Origin of the sequence: Actinoalloteichus caeruleus DSM 43889 (assembly GCF_000429185.2) — a bacterium.
In the GTDB taxonomy this organism is placed as follows: domain Bacteria; phylum Actinomycetota; class Actinomycetes; order Mycobacteriales; family Pseudonocardiaceae; genus Actinoalloteichus_B; species Actinoalloteichus_B caeruleus.
In genome coordinates, this window is sequence record NZ_AUBJ02000001.1 from 3,934,626 (window position 1) to 3,955,653 (window position 21,028).

Annotated in this window: 18 protein-coding genes; 10 read left to right on the forward strand and 8 right to left on the reverse strand. The window is 72.5% G+C overall.

The window, feature by feature from the left end:
* Positions 1 to 225: 225 nt before the first annotated feature.
* The 5 genes from G443_RS15490 (at position 226) to G443_RS15510 (ending at position 6,018) form a co-directional block, all read left to right on the forward strand.
* Entirely contained in the window at positions 226 to 972 is a 747-nt protein-coding gene (locus G443_RS15490; protein ID WP_026417726.1) for an SDR family NAD(P)-dependent oxidoreductase, read from the forward strand.
* Positions 969 to 2,447, forward strand: coding sequence for an AMP-binding protein (locus G443_RS15495; protein ID WP_081715258.1), 1,479 nt, complete (start codon positions 969 to 971; stop codon positions 2,445 to 2,447). Before G443_RS15490 ends, G443_RS15495 begins: the two co-directional genes overlap by 4 nt.
* Positions 2,448 to 2,581: 134 nt before the next feature.
* Positions 2,582 to 3,613, forward strand: coding sequence for a LuxE/PaaK family acyltransferase (locus tag G443_RS15500; RefSeq protein WP_051313625.1), 1,032 nt, complete (start codon positions 2,582 to 2,584; stop codon positions 3,611 to 3,613).
* On the forward strand, positions 3,610 to 4,890 hold the full coding sequence (locus G443_RS15505; protein ID WP_026417729.1) for an acyl-CoA reductase: 1,281 nt from the start codon (positions 3,610 to 3,612) through the stop codon (positions 4,888 to 4,890). The genes G443_RS15500 and G443_RS15505 overlap by 4 nt, the downstream gene beginning before the upstream one ends.
* A 192-nt stretch (positions 4,891 to 5,082) precedes the next feature.
* The gene (locus tag G443_RS15510; protein WP_051313627.1) at positions 5,083 to 6,018 is read left to right on the forward strand and encodes a lysylphosphatidylglycerol synthase domain-containing protein; all 936 of its coding nucleotides are present in this window, start codon (positions 5,083 to 5,085) and stop codon (positions 6,016 to 6,018) included.
* 460 nt (positions 6,019 to 6,478) lie between these two features.
* Here G443_RS15510 and G443_RS15515 read toward each other — a convergent pair whose 3' ends face one another.
* The 4 genes from G443_RS15515 to G443_RS15530 all read right to left on the reverse strand — a co-directional run bounded on the left by G443_RS15515 (position 6,479) and on the right by G443_RS15530 (position 12,800).
* Positions 6,479 to 7,633 carry a glycosyltransferase family 2 protein gene (locus G443_RS15515; protein WP_026417731.1) on the reverse strand — a complete coding sequence of 385 codons (1,155 nt, stop codon included), beginning with the start codon at positions 7,631 to 7,633 and terminating at the stop codon, positions 6,479 to 6,481.
* A gap of 24 nt (positions 7,634 to 7,657) precedes the next feature.
* Positions 7,658 to 10,093, reverse strand: coding sequence for a putative glycosyltransferase family protein (locus G443_RS15520; RefSeq protein WP_155886038.1), 2,436 nt, complete (start codon positions 10,091 to 10,093; stop codon positions 7,658 to 7,660).
* A 374-nt stretch (positions 10,094 to 10,467) separates the two neighbouring features.
* Positions 10,468 to 11,304 carry an HAD family hydrolase gene (locus tag G443_RS15525; protein ID WP_026417732.1) on the reverse strand — a complete coding sequence of 279 codons (837 nt, stop codon included), beginning with the start codon at positions 11,302 to 11,304 and terminating at the stop codon, positions 10,468 to 10,470.
* A 524-nt stretch (positions 11,305 to 11,828) separates the two neighbouring features.
* A complete protein-coding gene (locus G443_RS15530) occupies positions 11,829 to 12,800 on the reverse strand; it encodes a trypsin-like serine peptidase (protein WP_051313519.1) in 972 nt (323 codons plus the stop codon).
* A gap of 163 nt (positions 12,801 to 12,963) precedes the next feature.
* Between G443_RS15530 and G443_RS15535 the strand changes: the two genes are divergently transcribed.
* Positions 12,964 to 13,842, forward strand: a complete 879-nt coding sequence (locus G443_RS15535; protein WP_026417733.1) for an LLM class flavin-dependent oxidoreductase — start codon at positions 12,964 to 12,966, stop codon at positions 13,840 to 13,842.
* Between the two features lie 304 nt (positions 13,843 to 14,146).
* Positions 14,147 to 15,226, forward strand: coding sequence for a MerR family transcriptional regulator (locus G443_RS15540; protein WP_026417734.1), 1,080 nt, complete (start codon positions 14,147 to 14,149; stop codon positions 15,224 to 15,226).
* 45 nt (positions 15,227 to 15,271) lie between these two features.
* On the opposite strand, the gene G443_RS15545 is transcribed toward G443_RS15540, so the two are convergent.
* The gene (locus G443_RS15545; RefSeq protein WP_026417735.1) at positions 15,272 to 15,835 is read right to left on the reverse strand and encodes a helix-turn-helix domain-containing protein; all 564 of its coding nucleotides are present in this window, start codon (positions 15,833 to 15,835) and stop codon (positions 15,272 to 15,274) included.
* A 221-nt stretch (positions 15,836 to 16,056) separates the two neighbouring features.
* Here G443_RS15545 and G443_RS15550 point away from each other — a divergent pair, with 221 nt between their 5' ends.
* Positions 16,057 to 16,716, forward strand: coding sequence for an HhH-GDP family DNA glycosylase (locus G443_RS15550; protein ID WP_026417736.1), 660 nt, complete (start codon positions 16,057 to 16,059; stop codon positions 16,714 to 16,716).
* A 98-nt stretch (positions 16,717 to 16,814) separates the two neighbouring features.
* On the opposite strand, the gene G443_RS15555 is transcribed toward G443_RS15550, so the two are convergent.
* The 3 genes from G443_RS15555 to G443_RS15565 form a co-directional block, all read right to left on the reverse strand.
* Positions 16,815 to 17,228: a DUF350 domain-containing protein gene (locus G443_RS15555; RefSeq protein WP_035273910.1), complete on the reverse strand. Its 414-nt coding sequence runs from the start codon at positions 17,226 to 17,228 to the stop codon at positions 16,815 to 16,817.
* Positions 17,229 to 17,421: 193 nt separating this feature from the next.
* Positions 17,422 to 18,573 (reverse strand): glutathionylspermidine synthase family protein, encoded by a 1,152-nt coding sequence (locus G443_RS15560; RefSeq protein ID WP_272500042.1) that lies wholly within the window; start codon positions 18,571 to 18,573, stop codon positions 17,422 to 17,424.
* 16 nt (positions 18,574 to 18,589) lie between these two features.
* Positions 18,590 to 19,078: a hypothetical protein gene (locus tag G443_RS15565; protein WP_081715259.1), complete on the reverse strand. Its 489-nt coding sequence runs from the start codon at positions 19,076 to 19,078 to the stop codon at positions 18,590 to 18,592.
* A 323-nt stretch (positions 19,079 to 19,401) separates the two neighbouring features.
* Between G443_RS15565 and G443_RS15570 the strand changes: the two genes are divergently transcribed.
* Both G443_RS15570 and G443_RS15575 read left to right on the forward strand, forming a co-directional pair.
* Entirely contained in the window at positions 19,402 to 20,673 is a 1,272-nt protein-coding gene (locus G443_RS15570; RefSeq protein ID WP_162147273.1) for a septum formation family protein, read from the forward strand.
* Positions 20,673 to 21,023, forward strand: a complete 351-nt coding sequence (locus G443_RS15575) for a metallopeptidase family protein (RefSeq protein ID WP_026065694.1) — start codon at positions 20,673 to 20,675, stop codon at positions 21,021 to 21,023. Before G443_RS15570 ends, G443_RS15575 begins: the two co-directional genes overlap by 1 nt.
* Positions 21,024 to 21,028 lie beyond the last annotated feature (5 nt).

Here is a 21,028-nt window from a genome sequence, read left to right on the forward strand (position 1 = left end):
ATCGGGAACCCTCCGACGGAGGGAGATCAGCTTTTCCGGATCGTGCCTTCCGACGCGGAACCGGTACCGCACGTCGTCGCGCCGGCGGTGGAATCGACGGCGGCGCGAATTCGACGAGCGGAATCCCGCGACGCTCGTAGTCTGACGTCAGAGCAGTGCGGTCCTGACGGAATCGGAGAACGCCGGTAGGACCGGCGTTCCGGGGCAGAGGGGCGGTACTTAGCCGTGACCGAACTCAGGGACAGGGTCGCCGTCATCACCGGCGGCACCCGCGGCATCGGCCTGGCCACCGCGACCGCGCTGGCCGAGGCGGGGGCGGCTGTGGTGCTCACCGGACGTTCGGAGACCACGGCCAAGGAGAGGGCGGCGGAGGTGGCCGCCGCCACCGACTCCCGGGTCATCGGCATGGGGCTGGACGTCACGGACGGGCGCGCGACGGCCACCGCGATCCGGGGCGCGGCACGGGAACTCGGCCGGCTCGACATCGTGGTCGCGAACGCGGGTGTCCTGGCCGACGCCGTGCTGGGCATGATCAGCGAGGACCACGTCCGCTCGCTGCTCGACACCAACGTGGTCGGCGCGCTGAACACCGTGCAGGCCGCCGCCCGGGTGATGACCCGGGCCCACGGCGGGTCGATCGTGCTGCTCGGTTCGATCGTGGGCGAGCGGGGCAGCGTGGGGCAGAGCGCCTACGCGGCGTCGAAGGCCGCGATCGGAGGCCTCACCCGTTCGGCCGCCAAGGAACTCGGGCGCCACGGCATCCGGGTCAACGCGGTCGCCCCCGGGGTCGTGGACACCGACCTCGTCCGCTCCCAGTCCGAGGAGACGCTGCGCCACGCCCGGGAATCGAGCCCGTTCGGTCGGCTGGGCCGCCCGGAGGAGGTCGCCACCGTGATCCGCTTCCTAGCCGGCGACGACGCCAGCTTCGTCACCGGACAGGTCATCGGGGTCGACGGGGGTCTGGTGCTGTGACCGCGCTCCGGACCGACACCGTGCTCGCCGACCTGGTCCACCCTGGCAGCGCGCTCGTCGACGCCGCGACGGGCACCACGTGGTCGGGTTCGGACCTGCTGGCCAGGGCGGAACGCTTCGCCGAGGGACTCGTCAACCTGGGGCCCGGCCCCCTCTTCCTGCTCGCCGGCGTGGACACCGGCACGGTCGAGCGCTACCTGGGTGGCCTCGCCGCGCGCCGGCCGGTGGCACTGCTCGATCCGGCCACCCCGCACGCCGTCCTCGCCGACCTCATCGGCAGGTTCCAACCGGCGGCCGTGCTCGGCACCCCCGACGGGGAACGGGCACCGGAGGGGTACCTCCCGACGGCCGACGGGTGGCGGCGGCTCGCCAGCGGGGAGGCCCCACCGCCGCACCCCGACCTCACGCTGCTGCTGGGCACCAGCGGCTCCACCGGCAGCCCCAAGTTCGTCCGGCTCTCCGGTCGGGCCGTCCTCGCCAACGCCCGGTCCGTGATCGCCTCGTTGGGCATCACCACCGCCGAGATCGCCCCCACCTGCCTCCCGCTGCACTACAGCTACGGGCTGTCCGTGCTCCACAGCCACCTCGCCGCCGGCGCGACGGTGGTCGTCACCGGGCACGGCGTCCTCGAACGGCCGTTCTGGACCGCCGTCGACCGGTACGGGATCACCTCGCTCGCTGGTGTCCCCTACCACTACGAGATGCTGCGACGACTGCGGTTCGACCCCGCGGCGCACCCCAGCCTGCGCACCGTGACCCAGGCCGGGGGGCGGCTGCGCGACGAACTCGTCACCTACTTCCACCGCACGATGGCCGCGGTGGGAGGGCGCATGTTCGTCATGTACGGCCAGACGGAGGCCGCGCCGAGGATGGCCTGCCTGCCCGCCGAGGAACTGCCAGGGCGGGTCGGGTCGGTGGGCCGGCCGGTTCCTGGTGGGACCTTCACCATCCGCTCCCTCTCCGACCAGGACACCGCCGGAGGCGCACCGGCGCCACGCCGGGGCAGGAGCGCGACCAGTACCAGCCCGGGGGCTGAGGGCGAGGTCGTCTACCAGGGTCCCAACGTGATGATGGGCTACGCGGAGTCAGCCGCCGAACTGTCGTCGGGCGACGAACTCGGCGGGGTCCTCGCGACCGGTGATCTCGGCTACCTCGACGAGGAGGGCTTCCTGTTCCTCACCGGACGCCTCTCCCGGATCGGCAAGGTCTTCGGCAACCGGGTCAACCTGGACGACGTCGAGCGGCTCCTCCGGGGCAGGACGGGGCACGTCGGTCCGGGAGCCGCCGTCGCGGACGGTGATCGGGTCGTCGTCTTCCTCGAAGGGGGGACCGTCGAGGCCTGCCGAGCCGTGGCCAGGACGCTGGCGGCGGAACTGCGCCTGCACGCGTCCGGGTTCGACGTTCGACCAGTGGACCGTCTCCCCCTGCTGCCGAGCGGCAAGACCGACTACCGCACCCTGGAGGCCGGCACGTGACCACCGCCGCTGAGCGACCGGACGCCGGGCCCGGGTCGGGGCACCCGGGGAACGGCTCCGCCCCCACCCCCTCGTCCCGCGGGGAGGACGCCGACGTCTTCGGGCTCGACCAGCCGGGGCGGGAGGCCGCTCTCCTGCCCGAACTGGTCGACCTCACCGAACGGCACCGCGACGGCTGCCCGGAGTACGACCGGATCCTCACCGCGCTCGGCGTTCCCCGTCCCGCCGCCGCCTCGACCACCTCCGACCTGCCGTGGCTCCCGGTCCGGCTGTTCAAGGAACACGATCTGCGCAGCGTGCCGGCAGAGGCGGTCTTCCGGGTGCTGACCTCCTCGGGGACCACCGGTGCCTCGGTGTCCCGCATCCACCTCGACCGGGAGAGCGCGGCGGCGCAGACCAGGCAGCTGTCGCGGACCCTGCGCGCGGTGCTCGGCCCCCGCCGGTTGCCGATGCTGATGGTGGACAGCGCGTCGACGGCGCGCGGCGGAACCTCCTTCTCCGCCCGGGGAGCCGGGGTCCTGGGCATGGCGAACTTCGGGCGGGACCACGTGTACGTGTTGGACGAGGACGACCGGCCCGACCCCGGCGCGGTCGCCGAGTTCCTCCGCCGGCACGGCGACTCCCCGTTCCTGGTGTTCGGCTTCACGTTCATGGTCTGGCGCTACCTCTACGAGATCGCCAGGGACCACCGGTTCGACCTGTCCAACGGCGTGCTGGTGCACTCGGGCGGCTGGAAGAGGTTGGCGGACCGGGCGGTCGACAACGCCGAGTTCCGCCGACGCTTCGCCGCCGACACCGGGCTGCGGCGCATCCACAACTACTACGGCATGGTCGAGCAGATCGGCACGGTCTTCCTCGAGGGACCGTCCGGGGGGTCGCTGTACTGCCCCGACTTCGCCGACGTGATCGTCAGGGAACCCGGGACCTGGCGGGAACAGCCGGTAGGGGAACCCGGGGTCATCGAGGTCGTCAGCACGCTCCCCCGGTCCTACCCCGGCCACGTCCTGCTCACCGAGGACGTCGGCGTCGTCCACGGAGTCGACGACGGCGACTGGCCCGGCAAGCGCTTCTCCGTGACGGGCCGCCTGCCCAGGGCGGAGGCGAGGGGCTGCGGTGACACGTTCTCCGGGCCGAGGAACACCGGACCCTCGGGAGGCCGCCCATGAAGGTCACCTCGCGGTTCCCCGCCGGGCCGTCCCTCCCGGCCCCCGACCTGCTCCGCGAACTGGCGGTCGGTGCCGTCCGCTGTGATCTCCGCGTCGGGGACGAGCGGATGGTGCGGTTCCTGACCGACCTCGCCGCCAGGCTCCTCGCACCGGCCCAGGCCCGCCGCCACCCGGAACTCGCCGCGCTCGGGTTCTTCCTCCGCCGGGGGGAGCTCACCAGGACCCTGGACGCGCTCGGCGACTCGCCCTCGACCGGCACCGCACCCGCCGGGCCCGGCGGCGCCGAGAGCGCGCTCCGGTTCCCCCGGGGCCTGGTCCTGCACGTACCACCGGCCAACGTCGACACCATCTTCGTCTACTCCTGGGCGCTGTCCGCCCTGGCGGGCAACACCAACGTGGTCAGGTTGTCGGAACGTTCGGGCGCGGCCGCCTCCGCCGTCCTCACCGCCATGCACGAGGCCCTGCGCGACGCTCCACCCGAGGTGGCCACGGCGGTGGCCGCGACCCAACGCCTCATCGGCTACGGACGGGACGACTCGGTCACGGCGACCCTCTCCTCGGAGTGCGACCTCAGGGTGGTCTGGGGCGGCGACGCGTCCGTCACGGCCCTGCGCGCCTTCCCGCTGGCCCCGGCTGCCCGGGACCTCACCTTCCCCAACCGGTCGTCCTTCGCCGTGATCTCCTCGGCGTCGTGGCGGCGCACCGACGAGACCACCCGGCGCTCCGTGCTCGGCGGCTTCTACAACGACGCCTTCTGGTTCGACCAGGCGGCTTGTTCCTCGCCGAGGGCCGTGTTCTGGGTGGGCTCGGAGGCGGAGGGGCGCGAGGCGGCCCGCGACTTCACCCGGTTGCTGCTCGACGTCGTCGGGGAGAAGGGGTTCCGCCCCGAGCCGGCGATGGCGGTGCGGCAACGGGTCGGCGCCTACGGTCTCGCCGCGACCGGGGCGGCGAGGTCCGTCAGCTTCGAGGGGGACGCCGTCGCGACGCTGGAGCTCGCCCCCGAGGCGGAGATCCCCCGCGACTGGCTTGGCGTCGCGACCTTCCCCCACCGCGCCGTGGGTTCCCTCCAGGAGCTGGCAGGGCTGGTGCGGCGCGAGGACCAGACCCTGACCCACTTCGGGTTCGACCGGGGCGAACTCCTCGCCCTGGCCGAACGCCTCGGCGGGCGGGGGATCGACCGGATCGTCCCGGTCGGGTCGGCGTTGAGCTTCGCCCCGGTGTGGGACGGCCACGACCTGCTCCGCGAGTTCACCCGGCTGACGACGGTGACCGGGTAGGCGCCGCCGATGTGGTTCCGCGCGAGGGACAGGCCCGCCGGGCCGGTCGGTGGTGCGGGGGGAGCCGGCGGGCCGGCCGAACCCGGGGTCGTGGCGGGCGCCGAACCGGCCGGCGCCCGACGGCCGGTCGAGGTCACGGGCCAGCGAGACCCGAGTGAGAGCCCCGCGGGCGGGGGCGAGGAGAGCCGTGACGTGCCCGGTCGGTCGCGGCGGGCCCGGCTGCTCGCCTGGGCGCAGCGGGGCCTGCTCGTCCTGGTGCTCGCCGCGACGGCCTGGGCGGTGGTGGGCCGGTGGTCCGAGGTGTCGGCGGCGTTGGTCGAGATCCCCTGGTACGTGACGGCGCTGAGTTCGGCGGCGACGGTGGTCGGCATCCTGGTCGGCACCCTGGCGTGGCAGGCGGTGGTGGACGACCTCGGTCCGCCGGTGGGTCTGGTTCGCGGGGCGCAGATCAACCTCGTCGGCCAGCTCGGCAAGTACGTGCCCGGGACGGTCTGGGCGTACCTGCTCCAGATGGAACTCGGCAGGAGGGCCGGCCTGCCCCGGGCACGGATCTTCAGCGGCTCCCTCATCCACCTCGGTGTCTCGATGGTCGCGTCGTTGCTGTTGGGCGTGCTGGCCGCCCCGGTACTGCTCGCGGACACCCCCAGCGCGGCCTGGCTCTACCTGCTCCTGCCCGTTGGCCTGGTGGCGTTGCACCCGGCGGTGCTGACGAGGGCGGCGGCCCTGGTGTTCCGGGTCCTCCGCCGTCCCCCACCGGCGGAGCGGTTGCGGTGGGGCACGGTGGGCCGCGTCCTCGGGCTGTCCCTGACGGCGTACGGGTTGTTCGGGGTGCACCTCTGGCTGTTGGCATCGGCGAGCGGAGCCGTCACTGGCTGGGATGTCCTGGTCTGCGTCGGTGCGATGGCCATCGGCATGAACGCGGGCATCCTGGTCTTCTTCCTGCCCTCCGGCGCGGTCGTCAGGGACGCGATCCTGCTCGCCGCGTTGTTGGCCGCGGGTCTGACCGAAGCCCAGGCCATCGCGTTCACCCTCGCGTCACGGCTGATGTTCGTCCTCGCGGACGTGCTCACGGCTGGCGGCGCGGCGCTGACCGCGCGCCTCGCGCTGCGGCGCGCCGGGGACGGCTGACCCCGGTTCGGCTGCCCTCGTGGTGGGCTGGCCGGATCGTGGCGGACCAGGTCGCCACGGTGCCGGGCCCGCGCCCGCGCTCCCCTGCCGCGCGGCCGGCGTCCACCACATCGGCTCGGCTCCTGGAACTCCCCGCGCCGGCCTGCCTCCGGTGGCCGCCGGCTCCTGGTGGGACGCGCGGGGGAGATGCTCCCGCGCGGCGGGCGTGCACGAGTGGACGGCGGGGTGACCCGCCGGGTCGGGGAGCGCGGTTCGGGGATGGCGTGCGGGTTGGGGATGGCATGCGGGTCGGGGAGGGCGGCGTCCTCAGTCGGGGCCGGTGCCGCCGAGCGGCGCGCGGCGCGGCGCGATCGATCACCCCGGTCCCCGGGTCGGCTCCGGTCCCCCGTCCCGAGGTGCCGCTCCGAGCTCGTCGCCGCGCCCGGTCGCTCTCCAGGGCCTCGTGGGCGTGGAGGAGCGTTCACCAGCTACCCGCTGGCTCCGGAGGATCGGGGTCGGGACGCGGGCGGGCACGGCGCGAGTTCCGTCGAGGCCGTCCCGCCGGGTCCTCCTCCACGTCGGCACCGGGCCCGGCTGCCGGTTCGCCCGGGAGCGGGTGGGAGTCCTTCAGGGACGCGGTGGGCGGTTGGCCCGGTGGCTCTCCCACGTCCCGCACCTCGTCGACCACGAACACCGGACGACCGCGACCGTCGTCGCCGGCACGCCACAGGTACTCGCCGAGCAGACCGAGGAACGCGAGCTGCCCGCCACCGATCACGCACATCACCGCGATCACCAGTGGCCACCCCACGGGGAGCTCGGTGAGTGGCGCGGTGAGGACGACGGACGCCCCGAGCAGTACGCCCACCGCTCCCAGCACCGCTCCCACCACCATCGCCGCCCGCATGGGCGCGTAGGAGAAGGCGACGAAGGAGTCCAGGGCGAGTTTGATCTTCCGGCTGGTGGTCCACTTGCTGGTGCCCGCGGGCCGAGGACGCTGGTCGAAGGTGATGGTGGCCTGCGCGAAACCCACCCAGGCGACCAGGCCCATGATGTTGCGGTTGCGCTCGGGCATGCGCGCCAGCACGTCCAACACGGCGCGGGACACCAGGACCTGGGAAGGCCCCTCCTCGGGGATGTTGGGGATCTGCCCCAGTCGGCGGAGCAGCCAGGAGAACACCAGGGCGGACAGGTTCGACGGTCCACGCCGGACCGAACGGACCCGCCGCACGCCCCACACGATGTCGTGGCCCGACCTCCACCCCGCCAGGAAGTCGGCGACGGCGCTGAGAGGTTCCTGGAGGTCCGCGCTGAGCGTGATCGCCGCGTCGCCCCGGCACAGCTGGAAGCCAGCGGTCACGGCGGCGTGGGAACCGAAGTTGCGGGACAGGACCGCGACCCTGGCGATGTCACCCGGCCCGAGCTGGTCGACCACCGCCTGGGCGGTGCCGTCCTCTGAGCCGTCGTCGACGACCACCAGTTCGAAGTCCAGGTCGGGGAAGGAGTTCCTGACCTGGCGGTAGAACGCGACGAGCCCTGGCGCGTTGGCCGCCTCGTCGCAGGCCGGCACCACCAGCGAGACCAGTCGCCGGCCGGTCACGCGCGCCGTCTCCCCCGTGGGGAACCGTTCTCGCATCGGATCCACCGTCCCTCCGCTCGGTCACGGGTGTCCGCTGTCGTGGTGGTCCTCCTTCCGTTCGTGTTCCGGGGCCGCTGAGGTCGGCTCGGTCGTCCTCGTCGGCTCCACGGGGGACACCTCGGAGTCGCCCGACCGGCGCCGCCGTCGGCGGTGCGTCGTCGTCACCAGCACGAGGCCGGCGGTCAACACCAGGCCGGCGGCCAGCAGGCCCATGCCGAGCCCGAGCCCGGGGGCGTTCCAGCGCAGCTCCAGGGATCCGCCGTCCATCCCGGCCGGCAGCTCGACCTGGAGGAGGCCGTCCGGCCCGGTCCTCGTGGGAACGGGGGCGCCGTCGACGCTGGCCGAGTACCCGGGCCACGCCAGCCTGGCGAAGGTGAGGCGGGTGGGGGCGCTGGGGTCGTCGCGGGTGAAGTCGACGAGTTCCCCGCTCCGGCCGACCACCTCGTCCCGTGTCACCTCGACACCGGCCGGCACGTGCGACACCCGCCCGTCAGGGTGGGGCAGCGGCTCCGTCCGCCGCCACACGGTGACGAAGTCGGTGACCTCCTGGCGTTCCCAGCCTGGCGGGGCCGGCTCCTCCCGCACGTCGACGAGGGCGTGTTGGGCGACGACCGTCTCCGCGCGGAGCAGGTCCACCAGCGGAGCCGGTCCTCCCAGGGGCCGCCGCCAGAAACGTTCCCACGCCTCCGGGCAGGTGACGCTGCCGTAGAAGTTCAGGCACTGCGCCCCGTCCAGCGCGGAGAACCCGATCCCGCTGTAGGCGGTGAGCGTCTCCACCTCCGGGATGGTGTACAGCGACCCGAAGAGGACGTCCCGGTAGATGCCGTGCGGTTCGACCGTGGCCGGGTCCGCCCTGGCGAGGTCGGCGAACTGGACGGTCATGCCCTGGTAGCGGTCCGCGAACCGGTCGCGCAGCTCGTCGGCGTGCAGGGGGAACTGGTAACCGGCGGTGTTGGCGTTGGACGGGAACCAGGTCAACTGGAGGGCGAGCACGCCCACGGTGCCGGTCGCCAGGAGGACGAACCCGCCGGCCCTGCTGGCCCACCCGGCCAGCAGGGGGACCAGCAGGAGGAGGACCGCCGCCGCGCCGAGGAGCTGCCGGGGCAGCGTGTCCGGGACCGACGCCCAGCCGAGGTAGCCGGCGAACGCGACCAGCGAGACCGAGAGGGCGGACCGTGCCACCGGTCGGGTGCGGTGGAAACCGCCACTGGCGACGACGGCCCAGGTCAGCGCGACCGCGAGCAGGAAGAAGGGGATCAGCCTGGCCGGCCAGCGGAACATCCAGAGGTTGGACGGACCGAGCATCAGCACCAGCGACGCGCCCCCGAAGACGGCCAGTCCCACCAGGGGCCGCCAGCGGTCCCGGAGCACCCCCCACCGCAGCCACGGCAGGGTGGGCAGCAGGAACCACCCGAGGTAGAGGCCGGGAAACTCCATCACCGGCAGGCCGAAGGTCGTCACGAAGGGTTGGAACGCGGGGTTGCTCAGGCCGAACAGGTCGGTGAGCGTGGGCACCAGGAAGCCGTCGTTGAAGGTGGGGCTGTCCTGGCGGTACCCGACCACCGAGGTGCCCACCAGCGGGATGAACACGAAGGCCGTCACCAGCGCCGTCGCCACGCCCGCCGCCGCCACACCGGCCACCCGCCACCGCTGCCCGGAGCACCACCCCTCGACCATCACGGCGAGGACCACCAGGGCGGTGGCCAGCAGGCCGTACGGGCTACCGATGGAGGAGCACAGGTAGCCGGCGAGCACGACCCAGAACAGGGAACCGCCCCGGTGGACGGCCCGCCGCGCCGTCCACCACACGTAGGGGACGAGCGCGGTGGTCATCTGCGCGTTGATCCACGCGGTGCCGTCCATGAACAGGTTGTAGCCGGCGAGGGGGAAGGCGAGGCCCACCAGCGCCGCGGCCCACGGCCTGGCCCCGTGGTCCCGGGCCACCAGGTACGTCCCGAAGGCCATGAGCACCATGAACCCGGCCTTGACCAGCGAGATCGCCAACGCCAGGTTGGTGAGTTGGTGGGTGGCGAGGTTCGCGGCCAGCACCAGGGGGTTCCACATGCCGGTGGCCGCCTCGCCCACCAGGTTCCCGCCACGCCACATGTCGAGCTCCAGTAGCGGTAACCTGCCGGCGAGGACCGCCTCGGCCACCCGGTGCCAGATCCCCACGGCCGCCGCCGCGGTGTCGTCCCAGTAGTAGAAGATGCGGTTCCCGACCAGGGGCAGTCCCGCGGCGATCCCGGTCAGCACCAGCATCACCGCCGGGGCCAGCACCCGTTCGCTCGGCCACCTCGGCACCGTCGGACCCGCCTGGGCGGCGGGGGCTGGTTCCTCCGGCGTGCGGTCCCGCCGGGCGGCGGCCTCCGTCACGTCCATGACGGCGGGCTCACCGGACGTCCCGGCGTGGTCGGTGTCGTCGGCACACGGGTCCTCCCTGCGTCGGTCGAACCACATGATTGCCCGGCTGACCGCGGAGCGCCTGCGGGAGGACATCACAGGTCGTCGACGTCGTCGCAGGTCAGACGCACCCCTGGCTGGCCGGGCGCGACGGGGAATGCCGCGTGTGGGCTACGGGCCGACGCGCGGTGGCGAGGTCGGCGGCACGGGAACCGGTGTCGCGGCCGTCCGCGCGCCGGCGCCTCCCGCCCCGGGCTCCTCCCACCGGCCGGATGACCCGTTGGGCGCGCCAGCGGAGGACTGGTGCGCGCCCGTGCGGCTCCGGACCGGGTGGCGGCGGCACACCGGGAGGAACGGCCGCCGCGGGTGTTCGGGACGGCTGGCGGCGCCCACCCGTCAGCGCGGTGCCCGAGGGGCGGGACGGAGTTCGGTCAGAACCAGCGCTCCAGGATTCGCGCCACGCCGTCCTCGGCGTTGGAGGTCGTGGTCTCGTCCGCGACGGCCAGCACCTCCGGGTGCGCGTTCTCCATCGCGACACCGTGCCCAGCCCAGCGCAGCATCGGGATGTCGTTCGGCATGTCGCCGAAGGCGACCACGTCAGCCCGGTCGACGCCGTGCAGGTCGGCCACCTCGGACAGCCCCGACGCCTTGTTCACCCCCGCGCGCATCACGTCGATGAGGCCGTCGTCCGTGGAGTAGGTGATCTCGACGGCGTCCGAGACGAGCGGCCCGACCGTTCTCGCCATCTCGCGGCTGGACACCCCCCGGTGGCGGACGATCAGCCGGACGGCGGGGCGCCCGAGCAGTTCGGCGAGGGGGACCGGGCTTCGTTGGTGGACGCCCCAGGGACTCAGGTAGCCGGGCCCGACCAACGCCACCGGGGCGCCGCGGGTGTCGTCCTCGGGCGGCTGGGTGGGCGGGTCGGCGTCCACGCACTGCTCGACGGCCAGGGCGCAACCGGGCAGGGCGTCGAGCACGACGTCGGCGACGTCGCGCAGCAGCACTGGGTCGATCGCGTGGGTGCTCAGCACGGCCCGACGCTCGACGTCCAGGATCACCGCGCCGTTCACGCAGACGGCGAGCCCGCCGACGCGCAGCGCCCGCGCCACCGGGTACACCCAGCGAGGTGAGCGGCCGGTGGCGAGGACCATCGGGATGGCGGCGTCGAGCACCCTGGAGACCGCCGAGGCGGTGCGTGGGCGGAGTTGTTCGAGCGGGTCCAGCAGGGTGCCGTCCACGTCGGAAGCGACCAGGCCGGGCTTCTCCACGTGGCCGTCCTCACTCGGGGGCACGAGCGCCCGGCCCGTGCCCGGTATGCCGACGCGGGGATCGGCCGGGGGCGGGTGTCCCCTGTTCACGCTGGTCGGCGTGGACGGGAATGACTCGCGTACCGTCGGTCCACCCCCGCGGTCGGCTCGCCTCAGGTGGCGGTAACATTAGTCGGCCGCGACGACGAGGTGAATATCTATGGTCGGGGCCGGGTTCGAGTGGTTGATCGCCAGGAATCCGAACGCGGCCATGATGGCCAAACCGAAAGCAGCGAGCGTCGTGGTCAGTCGTCGGGCCATACGCCTGTCCCTTCCTCGGTGGTCGTCGGTCGCATCTCCGTTGGTCTGATCGTTCTCCCCATCCTGTTTGTTAGCCGGTGCAACCGTTCACCACTGGAACAGAGCAGTCCGTGGAATTATTCCGGCGCCACCATCACCGCTGGTAAGCGGCGAGCGGAGCTGACCATCCGGATGGCCTACCCGGCACCTCGTCCTGTCACGCACGGCGGTGGCGGTGGCCGCCGTCACGTCCGCCGCCACCGGGTCAGGTTGCCCAACACCTCGTCGGTGATCCTGGTGCCGCTGTTCTCCACGCCCCAGCCATAGGCGTGCACGGCCACCACGCACGGGTGGCAGGAACTCGCTGGCAGGTAGATCGGGGCACCGCTCTGACCGCCGAAGGTGTCGTTGTGGTGGTAGACGCGGTGGTCGGTCACCCGGCGCACCTCGTCGACGCTCTGCCACTGGGAGGCCGAGGGCTCCCGGTCCTGTGGGTACCCCTGGGTGACCGTGGTGGCGCCCACCGCGACGGGGCCGGGCGCCTGGTGACCGAACCACCCGGTGGTGGCACCGACGGTGCAGTCCAGCTGGAGGGCCGCGTAGTCGTGGTCGATGCTGCCGTCCCTGGTCCAGCCCACCGTCGCGAACGCGTCGAGGACCTCGCAGTAGCCGTAGGGGGCGTGCGTCCCGTTCCGCCCCGGGTAGACGCGGAAGTTCGTCTTCCAGTCGGCGCCCGGCCCACCGTGCACGCAGTGCCCGGCGGTAGCGACCATGTCCGCGGCGTAGAGGTAGCCGGTGCACCAGCTGGTGCTGTGGGTGAGGTAGACGACCGCGCGCGCCGGGTACGCGGTGGTCCTGGTCACCCGCCGCCGGTCGTCCTCGCCGATCACTGAGTAGGGGGTGGTGTCCGCCTCCGGTTCCGCGCCGGGGCCGGCGAGGTCGGGGTCGAACCGCACCCCCCGCGCGTCCGCCAGGTCCCCGGTTCCCTCGTGGGGTCGGTTCCCGCCATCGTCCCCACCGGCCGCCGGGGAGGAACCCCCGAGACCCGACCTCGACCTCCAGTCGTGTCGGTCCGCCGGCGGTTCCGCCTGGTCGGCCGCCACGGTCACCGCCGCCGCGGCGCTCCGCGGGCTCGTCGGGAGCCCGGCGTCGACGACGACGGCGAGCACCGAGCCGAGCAGGGCGGCGGCGAGCGGGCCTCGGAGACGACGGTTCATGCGGTCACCCCTTCCTGTTGGCTCCCTGCTGCGAACCTGCCCCAGATGCCCGAACATCGACAGTTGAAAGCGCCCGAACCGGCCGAAACCACCCGTGGCGGGGCTCCACGAGAATCGTGAGGTGGTTTCCCGTCCGGGACCCGGACACGTAAGGTCAACCCGCGTGCGAGTTGGCATCGTGATCCTCCCCGAACACCGTTGGTGGGCCGCCGAACCCAAGTGGCGAGCGGCCGAGGAGTACGGCTTCGACCACGCCTGGACCTACGACCACCTCGGCTGGCGGTCCCTGGTCGACGGGCCCTGGTTCTCCGCCGTGCCCACCCTGACCGCCGCCGCTCTCGTGACGAGCCGAATCCGGTTGGGCACCTACGTCGCCTCCCCCAACTTCCGGCACCCGATCCCGTTCGCGAGGGACGTCGCCGCGCTGGACGACGTCTCCGACGGCCGGCTGCTGGTCGGGATCGGCGCCGGAGGTGCCGGCTACGACGTGGAGGTGCTCGGGGGGCGGGAACTACCACCTCGGGCACGGGTGGACCGGTACGGCGAGTTCGTCGAGCTCCTCGACACCGTCCTGACCAACGACCGCACCACCTGGCGGGGCGACTACTACGAGGCCGTCGACGCCAGGAGCGCCCCCGGCTGCGTGCAGCGCCCCCGGGCTCCCTTCGTCCTGGCCGCGAACGGCAGGCGGTCCATGCGGCTGGTCGCTCGCCACGGCGACGGCTGGGTGACCACCGGTCGGCAGACCGAGGACGAACGGGAGTGGTGGAGCTCGGTGGTGGAGCTGTCCTCGGTCATGGACGAGGTGCTCGCCTCGGAGAACAGGGGCAGCGCGAGCGTGGACCGGTACCTGAGCCTGGACTCCGGCGGCGAGTACGGGCTGACGAGCGTGGAGTACTTCCGGGATGCCCTGGGTAGGGCCCGGGAGCTGGGATTCACCGACGTGGTCGTGCACTGGCCGAGGTCCGACGGGCCGTACGCGGGGCACGAGAGCGTGTTGGAGGCGGTCGCCGCCGAGGTGTTGCCCGCCCTGCGCCCCTGAGATCACCCGCCGGCCGGGCGCCCGGCCCCACGGGTGGCGACCGGTACCGCGCCCCCCGGCGGCCCACGGGCGGGAACCCCTTCGGCGGCCGATCGGGACGCCAGGGCGCTCCACCTCCGGACGGACCGGCGACGGCACCGCCAGACGACGGACCGCACGACAGGTCGAACTCGTGCGAACCGGTCGGCTGGTGGCGGTGCGGTGGGTTGGCCCCGGCCGGGCGCACCCGCGCCGCTTGACCCTCCCCCTGGGTCAGAGCCCAGTGTCGTGGACACGGGCGAGGAGCCCGGGACGAGGAGGGGACATGGCCGGCCTGAGCATCGGGGAGTTCGCGCGAGCCTCCGGTCTGACGCCGAAGGCGCTGCGGTTGTACGACGAGCTGGGTCTGCTGCGGCCCGCCCGGGTCGCCTCGTGGTCGGGGTACCGGTCCTACGACCGGGACCAGTTGGACCGCGCCAGGCTCGTCGCGTCGCTGCGGGGGTTGGGCATGCCACTGGCCCGGATCCGGGTCGTGGCGGACCTGCCGCCCGCCGCCGCCGCCACGGAGGTGGCCTCCTACTGGCGCCAGGTGGAGGCGGACACCGCGGCCCGGCGTCAGCTGGCCACCCACCTCGTCCGTCGTCTGACGAGGAAGGACAACGGAATGCCCACGGAGGCACGGGGTTGGCTGCTCGACTCGGCCACTCATGTGGACGGCGGACCGGTGCGGCCCAACAACCAGGACGTGGTGTTCGCGGGGCGTCGGCTCCAGGTGGTCGCGGACGGGTTCGGCGCGCCGGGGTCGGATCGGACCGCGAGCGCGGCGGCCGTCGAGGCGCTGCGGGTGTTGGACCGGGCCGAGGGGCACGGGGACGTCGCCGTCGTGTTGGGGGACGCGGTGTCCAACGCCGCCGAGGCGGTTCGGGAGTTCGGTTCCTCCGCGCCCGAGCTGGCGGAGGCGGGTACCACGGTGACCGCCATGCTGTGGTCCGGTTCCAGGTTCGCCCTGGCCCACATCGGCGACTCCCGCGCCTACCTGCTTCGGGATGGTGAGTTCTCGCAGCTGACCCACGACCACACCTTCGTCCAGTCCCTGGTGGACGAGGGTCGGCTGACCGCTGAGGAGGCGGCCGCCCACCCGCGCCGGGCGGCGCTGCTCCGGGCCCTGACCCTCCCAGGAACGGGCGACCCGGACTTCCACCTCAGGGAGGCACGACCCGGCGACCGGTACCTGCTGTGCACCGACGGCCTGCACGCCGTCATCCCGGAACCCCGGCTCCGCGGAGCGCTCCTGGCCGCCGGCACCCCAACCCAGACCGTGAACCGCCTCGGTGAACTGGTCCGGCAGGCCGGCGCACCCGACAACACGGCCTGCGCCGTCACCGACGTCCTCGGACCCCCCTGACCACACCGAGACCGCGCACCAGCGCCCGGATCCCGGGAACCAGCGTCACCGGGTGCAGCCGATCGCCAGGAAGTCGACCGGCACCCCACCCTCCGCCCCCAACCGGTGCGGAACCCGCGAACTGAAACTCGCACTGTCACCCGAACCCAGCAGCACCGTCTCGGTACCGAACTCGATCCGCAACCGACCCTCCAGCACGTACACCCAGTCGTGGCCATCATGGGTGGCCAGGTCGGTGTCACGCCGCACGGGTTCGAGCCGGTACCGGGCCGCGTACAGACCGGGCACCACCGCCCGAGGGGTCAACACCTGGGCGGACAGGCCCCCGCTGTTGACGCTGGGCACGTCCTCACCGCGCAACACCACCGCGGCGGGCCCCGGCGGCTGGTCGGTGAACAACTCCGCCACCGACACGTCCAGCCCCGCCGCCAGCCGCACCAGCACGTTCAGGGAGGGCAGCCGGTCCCCGCTCTCCAACCGGGACAGGTGCGGCTCGCTCAGGCCGCTGACCGTCGCCAGCTGCTGCTGGCTCAGTCCTCGGCGGGTGCGGAGCCTCCGCACCCGCCGGCCGAGCCCGGCGAGCGCCTGGTCCGAGACATCAACCGCCATACCCCGCAGGTTACGTCAGCGGACCCGACGCGGCCCGCCGGCCGAAACCGGGCGCGACCGGAGGTCGGGGTGCCGACGGGGGCCAGGTCAGCGCGCGGTGTCGGGCCCGGGAGGCGCGGGTACCCCGATGGGCAGCGTTCCGCTGTGCTCGTGGTGGCCGCCGGCGCGGCCGTGGCGCCCGGGCCGACTGGGCGGGGAGCCGGAGGGGAGGGCGGTCGGAGATGGCCAAGGGGAAGGTTCGTGTCCTGCTGGACCGCGCGGGGCGGACTTACTCGGACGAGGGAGGTGTCTCGCTCGCGGACAAGCCGGCGCCGCTGTACCGGCTGCTGGTGCTGTCCATGCTGGCCTCGGCGCCGGTCCAGTCGCACCTGGCGATGGCGACGTCCCGCGAACTCGTCAGGAGCGGTTACGGAACTCCGGCGAAGGTGGCGGCGGCGGACTGGCAGGAGCTGGTGGACGCGCTGGGGAGGGCCCACTACCGCCGGTACGACGAGAGCACCGCGACCTCGCTGCGGGAGGGCGCGGAGCTGGTGCGCGACCGGTACGGCGGCGATCTGCGCCGGATGCGGGACGAGGCGACCCGCACCGAGAACGGCACGAGGGTCCTGGACCGCGACCGGCTGCGGGAGCTGCTCACCGAGTTCCGCAGGATCGGGCCGACCGGGGCGGACATCTTCTGCCGGGAAGCGCAGCTGGTGTGGCCGGGGCTGCGCCCCTACTTCGACCGGAAGGCACTCGACGGTGCCAGGCGCGTGGGCCTGCCCACCGACCCCGAGCGGCTCGCGTCACAGGTGGACGACCCCGAGGACTACGCCCGGCTGGCCGCCGCCCTGGTTCGGGTCACCCTCGACCGCGAGGTCGCGGAGGACGTGACGGCGTGACAGCGGGGAACGGCCGGCCGGGGTGCGGGACCGGCGGCCGGCCGGTGGGCGCCGACAGCCGATCGGACGGTTTCCCTCGCTGGTCGGCGGCGGAGACGTCAGATGATGGAGACGGCGACGACGAGGCCGAGCGCGAGGTGCGCGGCGGCCACCACGAAGCTCCCGGCGGTCAGCTCGTCGTCGTGGATGAGCTGACCGATCTGGACCCGCGCCACCCACTCGAGCACCCGCACGGCGACGACCTGGGCGATGATGCCGACGAGACCGAAGACCACGGCGGCGATCAGGCCCTCCACCAGGACACCGGAGGCGTTGTAGATCGCGACGACCACGATCAGGGCCATGCTGAACAACCCGGACGACGTGATGACCACGGCGTTGGGCTTGCCGGCCCGCACCAACTCGTTCAGCCGGCCGGGTGTGGTGAGGTCGATCGCGAAGAAGGCGACCAGCATCAGCAACAGCCCCACGACCGCGTAGAGGGCGATCGCGCCCACACCCTGGCCGAGCATCGAGAAGTAGTCCGCGTTCAGGGCGAGCTGGGTCTGGGTGGCGAGTGGGCTGGCCACGGCGTGGAACCTCCTCCGGTCTGACTGGCCACTGCGGCCTGTCGGCGGACCAAGTCTTACCCGAGATGGACCACCAGGCGACCGGCGGGTCCAGATCTTTGACCGTTATGCAACGCTTTGGGAACTCGTTCGCGTCTCAGCCGGGAATCCGGTGTGGCACGAAGGCGGCTCCGTCGTCGGTGACCAGCCCGGCGGACTCCCGGATCCCCAGCCCCGCCGACTCGTCACCGACCACCCAGGCGCCCAGCACCGGGCGCATGCCGTCGAACTCGGGAAGCGGGTCGAGCATCTGGTAGACGAAGCCCTCGTCCCCGTACACGCCGCCCGTCTCCTGCTCCATCCCGGGAGCGACGATCTTGATGTTGGCGCCCTCCCGTCCCAGGCGGGGCTTGCGGACGTACTCCGTGAGCATGCCCGGGTCGTCCAGGTAGGCCGGCAGCAGGTTGGGGTGGCCGGGGTACATCTCCCAGAGGACGGCGAGCAGCGCCTTGTTCGACAGCAGCATCTTCCACAGCGGTTCGACCCAGAGGGTCTGGGGCTGCGACGGCAGGACGTGCTCGCCGAAGACGTCGTCGACCACCCATTCCCACGGGTACAGCTTGCAGACCGTCGACATGGGGGCTTCCTCCAGGTCGACGAACCGCTCCAGCAGGGGGTCCCAGCCGATCTCCTCGATGGGGAGGCCGACGGTGTTCAGGCCGGCCTCGGCGGCGGTCTCCTGGAGGTAGGCGGCGGTGATGTGGTCCTCACCGGTGCTGTCGCCCCCGGACCAGGTGAAGTGGATCTCGTCGGAGGGCAGCGAACCGGCGATGTGCTCCCACCGGGCCACCAGCTTCTCGTGGATCGAGTTCCACTGGTCCGACCCCTCGTGGGTGTCGGTGAGCCAGTGCCACTGCACGACCGCGGCCTCCAGCAGCGAGGTCGGGGTGTCCGCGTTGTACTCGAGCAGCTTGGCCGGCCCGGTCCCGTCGTAACGCAGGTCGAAGCGCCCGTAGAGGTACGGATCGTGCCGTTTCCACGACTCGACCACGTAGGGCCAGACCTGCTCGGAGATGCCGAAGTCCCGGAAGCGGTCGGCCGCGACGGCGTTCTCGACCGCTTCGAGGCACATCGAGTGGAGCAGCTCGACGTCAGCCTCCACCGACAGCACCTCGTCGAGCTGGAACACGTAGTGCACCGACTCGTCCCAGTAGGGACGTGGTTCCCCGTCCCGGCCGCGCGAGGGGGTTCCGAAGACCAGCCCCTGCGACTCGACCCGCTGCCGCCAGTCCGGCCTTGGCTCCGACATCTCCCGGTGCACCTGGTCAGCTCCCCCCGCTGCCCCGTCCGGTGCCGAAACCGCCCCGTTGGATGGTCGTCCCGGACTGGGTCCTGATCTCCGCGTTGTTGGGACGCACAGTAGTCCCCCCGGACACCGTGCCCCCCGGGTTGGGGGTCCCTCCGTAGTTGTAGTGGTAGCTGTTCCCCGCGATCCAGATCAGACCGCCCGTCCCGACGTAGCCACCGTTGGAGGTCGCCTGCTGCGGGTCGCAGTAGCTCTCGTCCTCGACGACGTTGTCCTCGGAGTCGACGCAGTAGGCGGTGACCTCCTCGTTGGGCTGGGCGGCCGCGTACATCACGGCGACCAGCGCCACGACGCCGACGGTGACGCCGCCGCCGATGAGGACGCGCTTGCGGGTCCTCGCCCTGGCCTCGGCGGCGGCCGCGGCGCGCTCCTCCTCCTCGCGGCGACGCCGCTCCGCTGCCATCCGGGCCCGCTTCTCGGCGAGGGTGGGTTCGCGGGGCTTGGTCACCCCGAACTCCTGCTGCCGGATCTGGCCCCGCCGTGGTGGCGTGGGACGGGACGACATCGGCCCGCTGCCCCGCTGGCCAGGCGGTGGAGTGGTTCCGCCGCCTTCGACATGCCGGTCGGACCCGCCCTCATTACTCTCGGGAGGCTGCTTCGGGTCGTGGTCTCGGTCGTGATTCGTCATTGGCTACCCCCACGGCACCGTGCTTCCTTGGTAACTGGGACGCAAAATTCCCACCGTTGGACCTTATTTTCACCCGAATGGACGAATTTGGCCAGGTAGGTTGAGGTGGAGCACGATCAGTGTGCACCTCCTGAGCAGGCATGATGGATGAGATGCCCGAGATGAGCGAGCAGAGCGAGCAACGGCAGAACCCCCGCCGCCGCAACACGCGCGTGATCATGATCGGCGCGGTGCTCGGCGCGACCGCGGTGCTCATCGCGACCGCGCTGGCGATCCTGCCCGTCGGTGGGCCCGGTGGTGACCGCCCCAGTCCCGGCGCCGAACGCGGTGGCGAGGAGACCGAGCAGGAACCACAGCCGTACCAGCTGGTCTTCGAGGCCAACCCGGGTGAGTGCCTGTTCTGGACCGAGGACGACGCCTCGGACATCCGGACCGTGACCTGCGGCGAACCCCACCTCTTCGAGGTCACGGGGAAGGTCGACCTCGCGCAGATCCAGGTCGACGACAACGGCGAGGTCGTCCCGGAGGGCGGGGAGGACGCTCCCCCCGCTGGTCCGGCGGCGGCACCGGGTGCGGGCACCGAACCCTCCGACGGCGTCGAGCCGCCGGGACCGCCGGAGCCGAACTTCCCCTACGCCGACGAGGACGCCCCCTTCCCCACGCCCGAGCAGTGGCTGGAGCTCAAGGACCAGCAGTGCGTCCCGCTGTCCAGGGACTACCTCAGCGGCCAGCTCGACCCGTACGGCCGGTTCAGCGTCAACGCCTTCACCCCGGACCGGGACACCTGGGACGACGGGGACCGGACCATGCACTGCGCGCTCCAGCTGACCACGATCTCCGGCGGGCTCTACCCGATCACGGGACGGGTGGCCGAGCTGGAGCAGGCCGACGTCCACGAGCCCGGCGTCTGCCTGGGGATCAACGGCGCGAACCTGGCCGATCCGGTCGACTGCGCGGAGCCCCACGCCCAGGAGATCGTCTCCGTCATCGACCTCTCCGACCAGTTCCCGGACGCCTACCCGGGGACCGACGCGCAGGACGAGTACCTCGCGCCGGCATGCCGGGAGGCCTCGACGGAGTACGCGGGGATGCCGGTCGTCGACAAGGGGGTGGTCCCCTCGTGGAGCACGCTGGCGCCCGAGAGCTGGGAAGCGGGCACCAGGAAGGTCAAATGCTTCGTCGCGCAGCTGCTCCCGGACGGCAGCGGCTACGCCCCGATCACGGGTAGCGTGACCGGCGACATCACCGTGGGCGACCAGCCGGCACCGCCTCCGTCGGAGACGGTGCGGCCGGGCGTGCCGGTGCCGACCGAGGAACCGTCCACGCCGGCCGAGCCCTCGGGCGAGCCGTCGGACGCGGTTCCCCCGTCCGACGCCCCCGATCGGTCGGGTGAACCGGACAGCGAAGGAAACTGATGCCGGTAGAGATGTCCCGGGCCCGCTTCGACGAGCTGGTCTCCGAGGCGCTCGACCTCGTGCCCGAGCGGTTCGCCGCCGCCATGAACAACGTGGTCGTCCTGGTGGAGGACCACAACGAGGAGGACCCCGGGCTGCTCGGGCTGTACGAGGGGGTCGCGCTCACCGAACGCGACTCCACCTACACGGGGATGCTGCCGGACCGCATCTTCGTCTACCGGAGCCCACTGTTGGAGATGTGCGGGAGCGAGGAGGAGGTGGTGGACGAGGTGGCCATCACGGTCGTCCACGAGATCGCCCACCACTTCGGCATCGACGACGAGACCCTGCACGAGCTCGGCTGGGCCTGAGCCGG

What these genes read in the sequence shown, in the direction of transcription:
- G443_RS15505 (WP_026417729.1), top strand. Translation starts at nt 3,610, where the DNA reads ATGAAGGTCACCTCGCGGTTCCCCGCCGGGCCGTCCCTCCCGGCCCCC.
- G443_RS15515 (WP_026417731.1), bottom strand. Translation starts at nt 7,633, where the DNA reads ATGCGAGAACGGTTCCCCACGGGGGAGACGGCGCGCGTGACCGGCCGG.
- G443_RS15520 (WP_155886038.1), bottom strand. Translation starts at nt 10,093, where the DNA reads ATGTGGTTCGACCGACGCAGGGAGGACCCGTGTGCCGACGACACCGAC.
- G443_RS15530 (WP_051313519.1), bottom strand. Translation starts at nt 12,800, where the DNA reads ATGAACCGTCGTCTCCGAGGCCCGCTCGCCGCCGCCCTGCTCGGCTCG.
- G443_RS15540 (WP_026417734.1), top strand. Translation starts at nt 14,147, where the DNA reads ATGGCCGGCCTGAGCATCGGGGAGTTCGCGCGAGCCTCCGGTCTGACG.
- G443_RS15545 (WP_026417735.1), bottom strand. Translation starts at nt 15,835, where the DNA reads ATGGCGGTTGATGTCTCGGACCAGGCGCTCGCCGGGCTCGGCCGGCGG.
- G443_RS15550 (WP_026417736.1), top strand. Translation starts at nt 16,057, where the DNA reads ATGGCCAAGGGGAAGGTTCGTGTCCTGCTGGACCGCGCGGGGCGGACT.
- G443_RS15555 (WP_035273910.1), bottom strand. Translation starts at nt 17,228, where the DNA reads ATGCTCGGCCAGGGTGTGGGCGCGATCGCCCTCTACGCGGTCGTGGGG.
- G443_RS15560 (WP_272500042.1), bottom strand. Translation starts at nt 18,573, where the DNA reads ATGTCGGAGCCAAGGCCGGACTGGCGGCAGCGGGTCGAGTCGCAGGGG.
- G443_RS15570 (WP_162147273.1), top strand. Translation starts at nt 19,402, where the DNA reads ATGGATGAGATGCCCGAGATGAGCGAGCAGAGCGAGCAACGGCAGAAC.
- G443_RS15575 (WP_026065694.1), top strand. Translation starts at nt 20,673, where the DNA reads ATGCCGGTAGAGATGTCCCGGGCCCGCTTCGACGAGCTGGTCTCCGAG.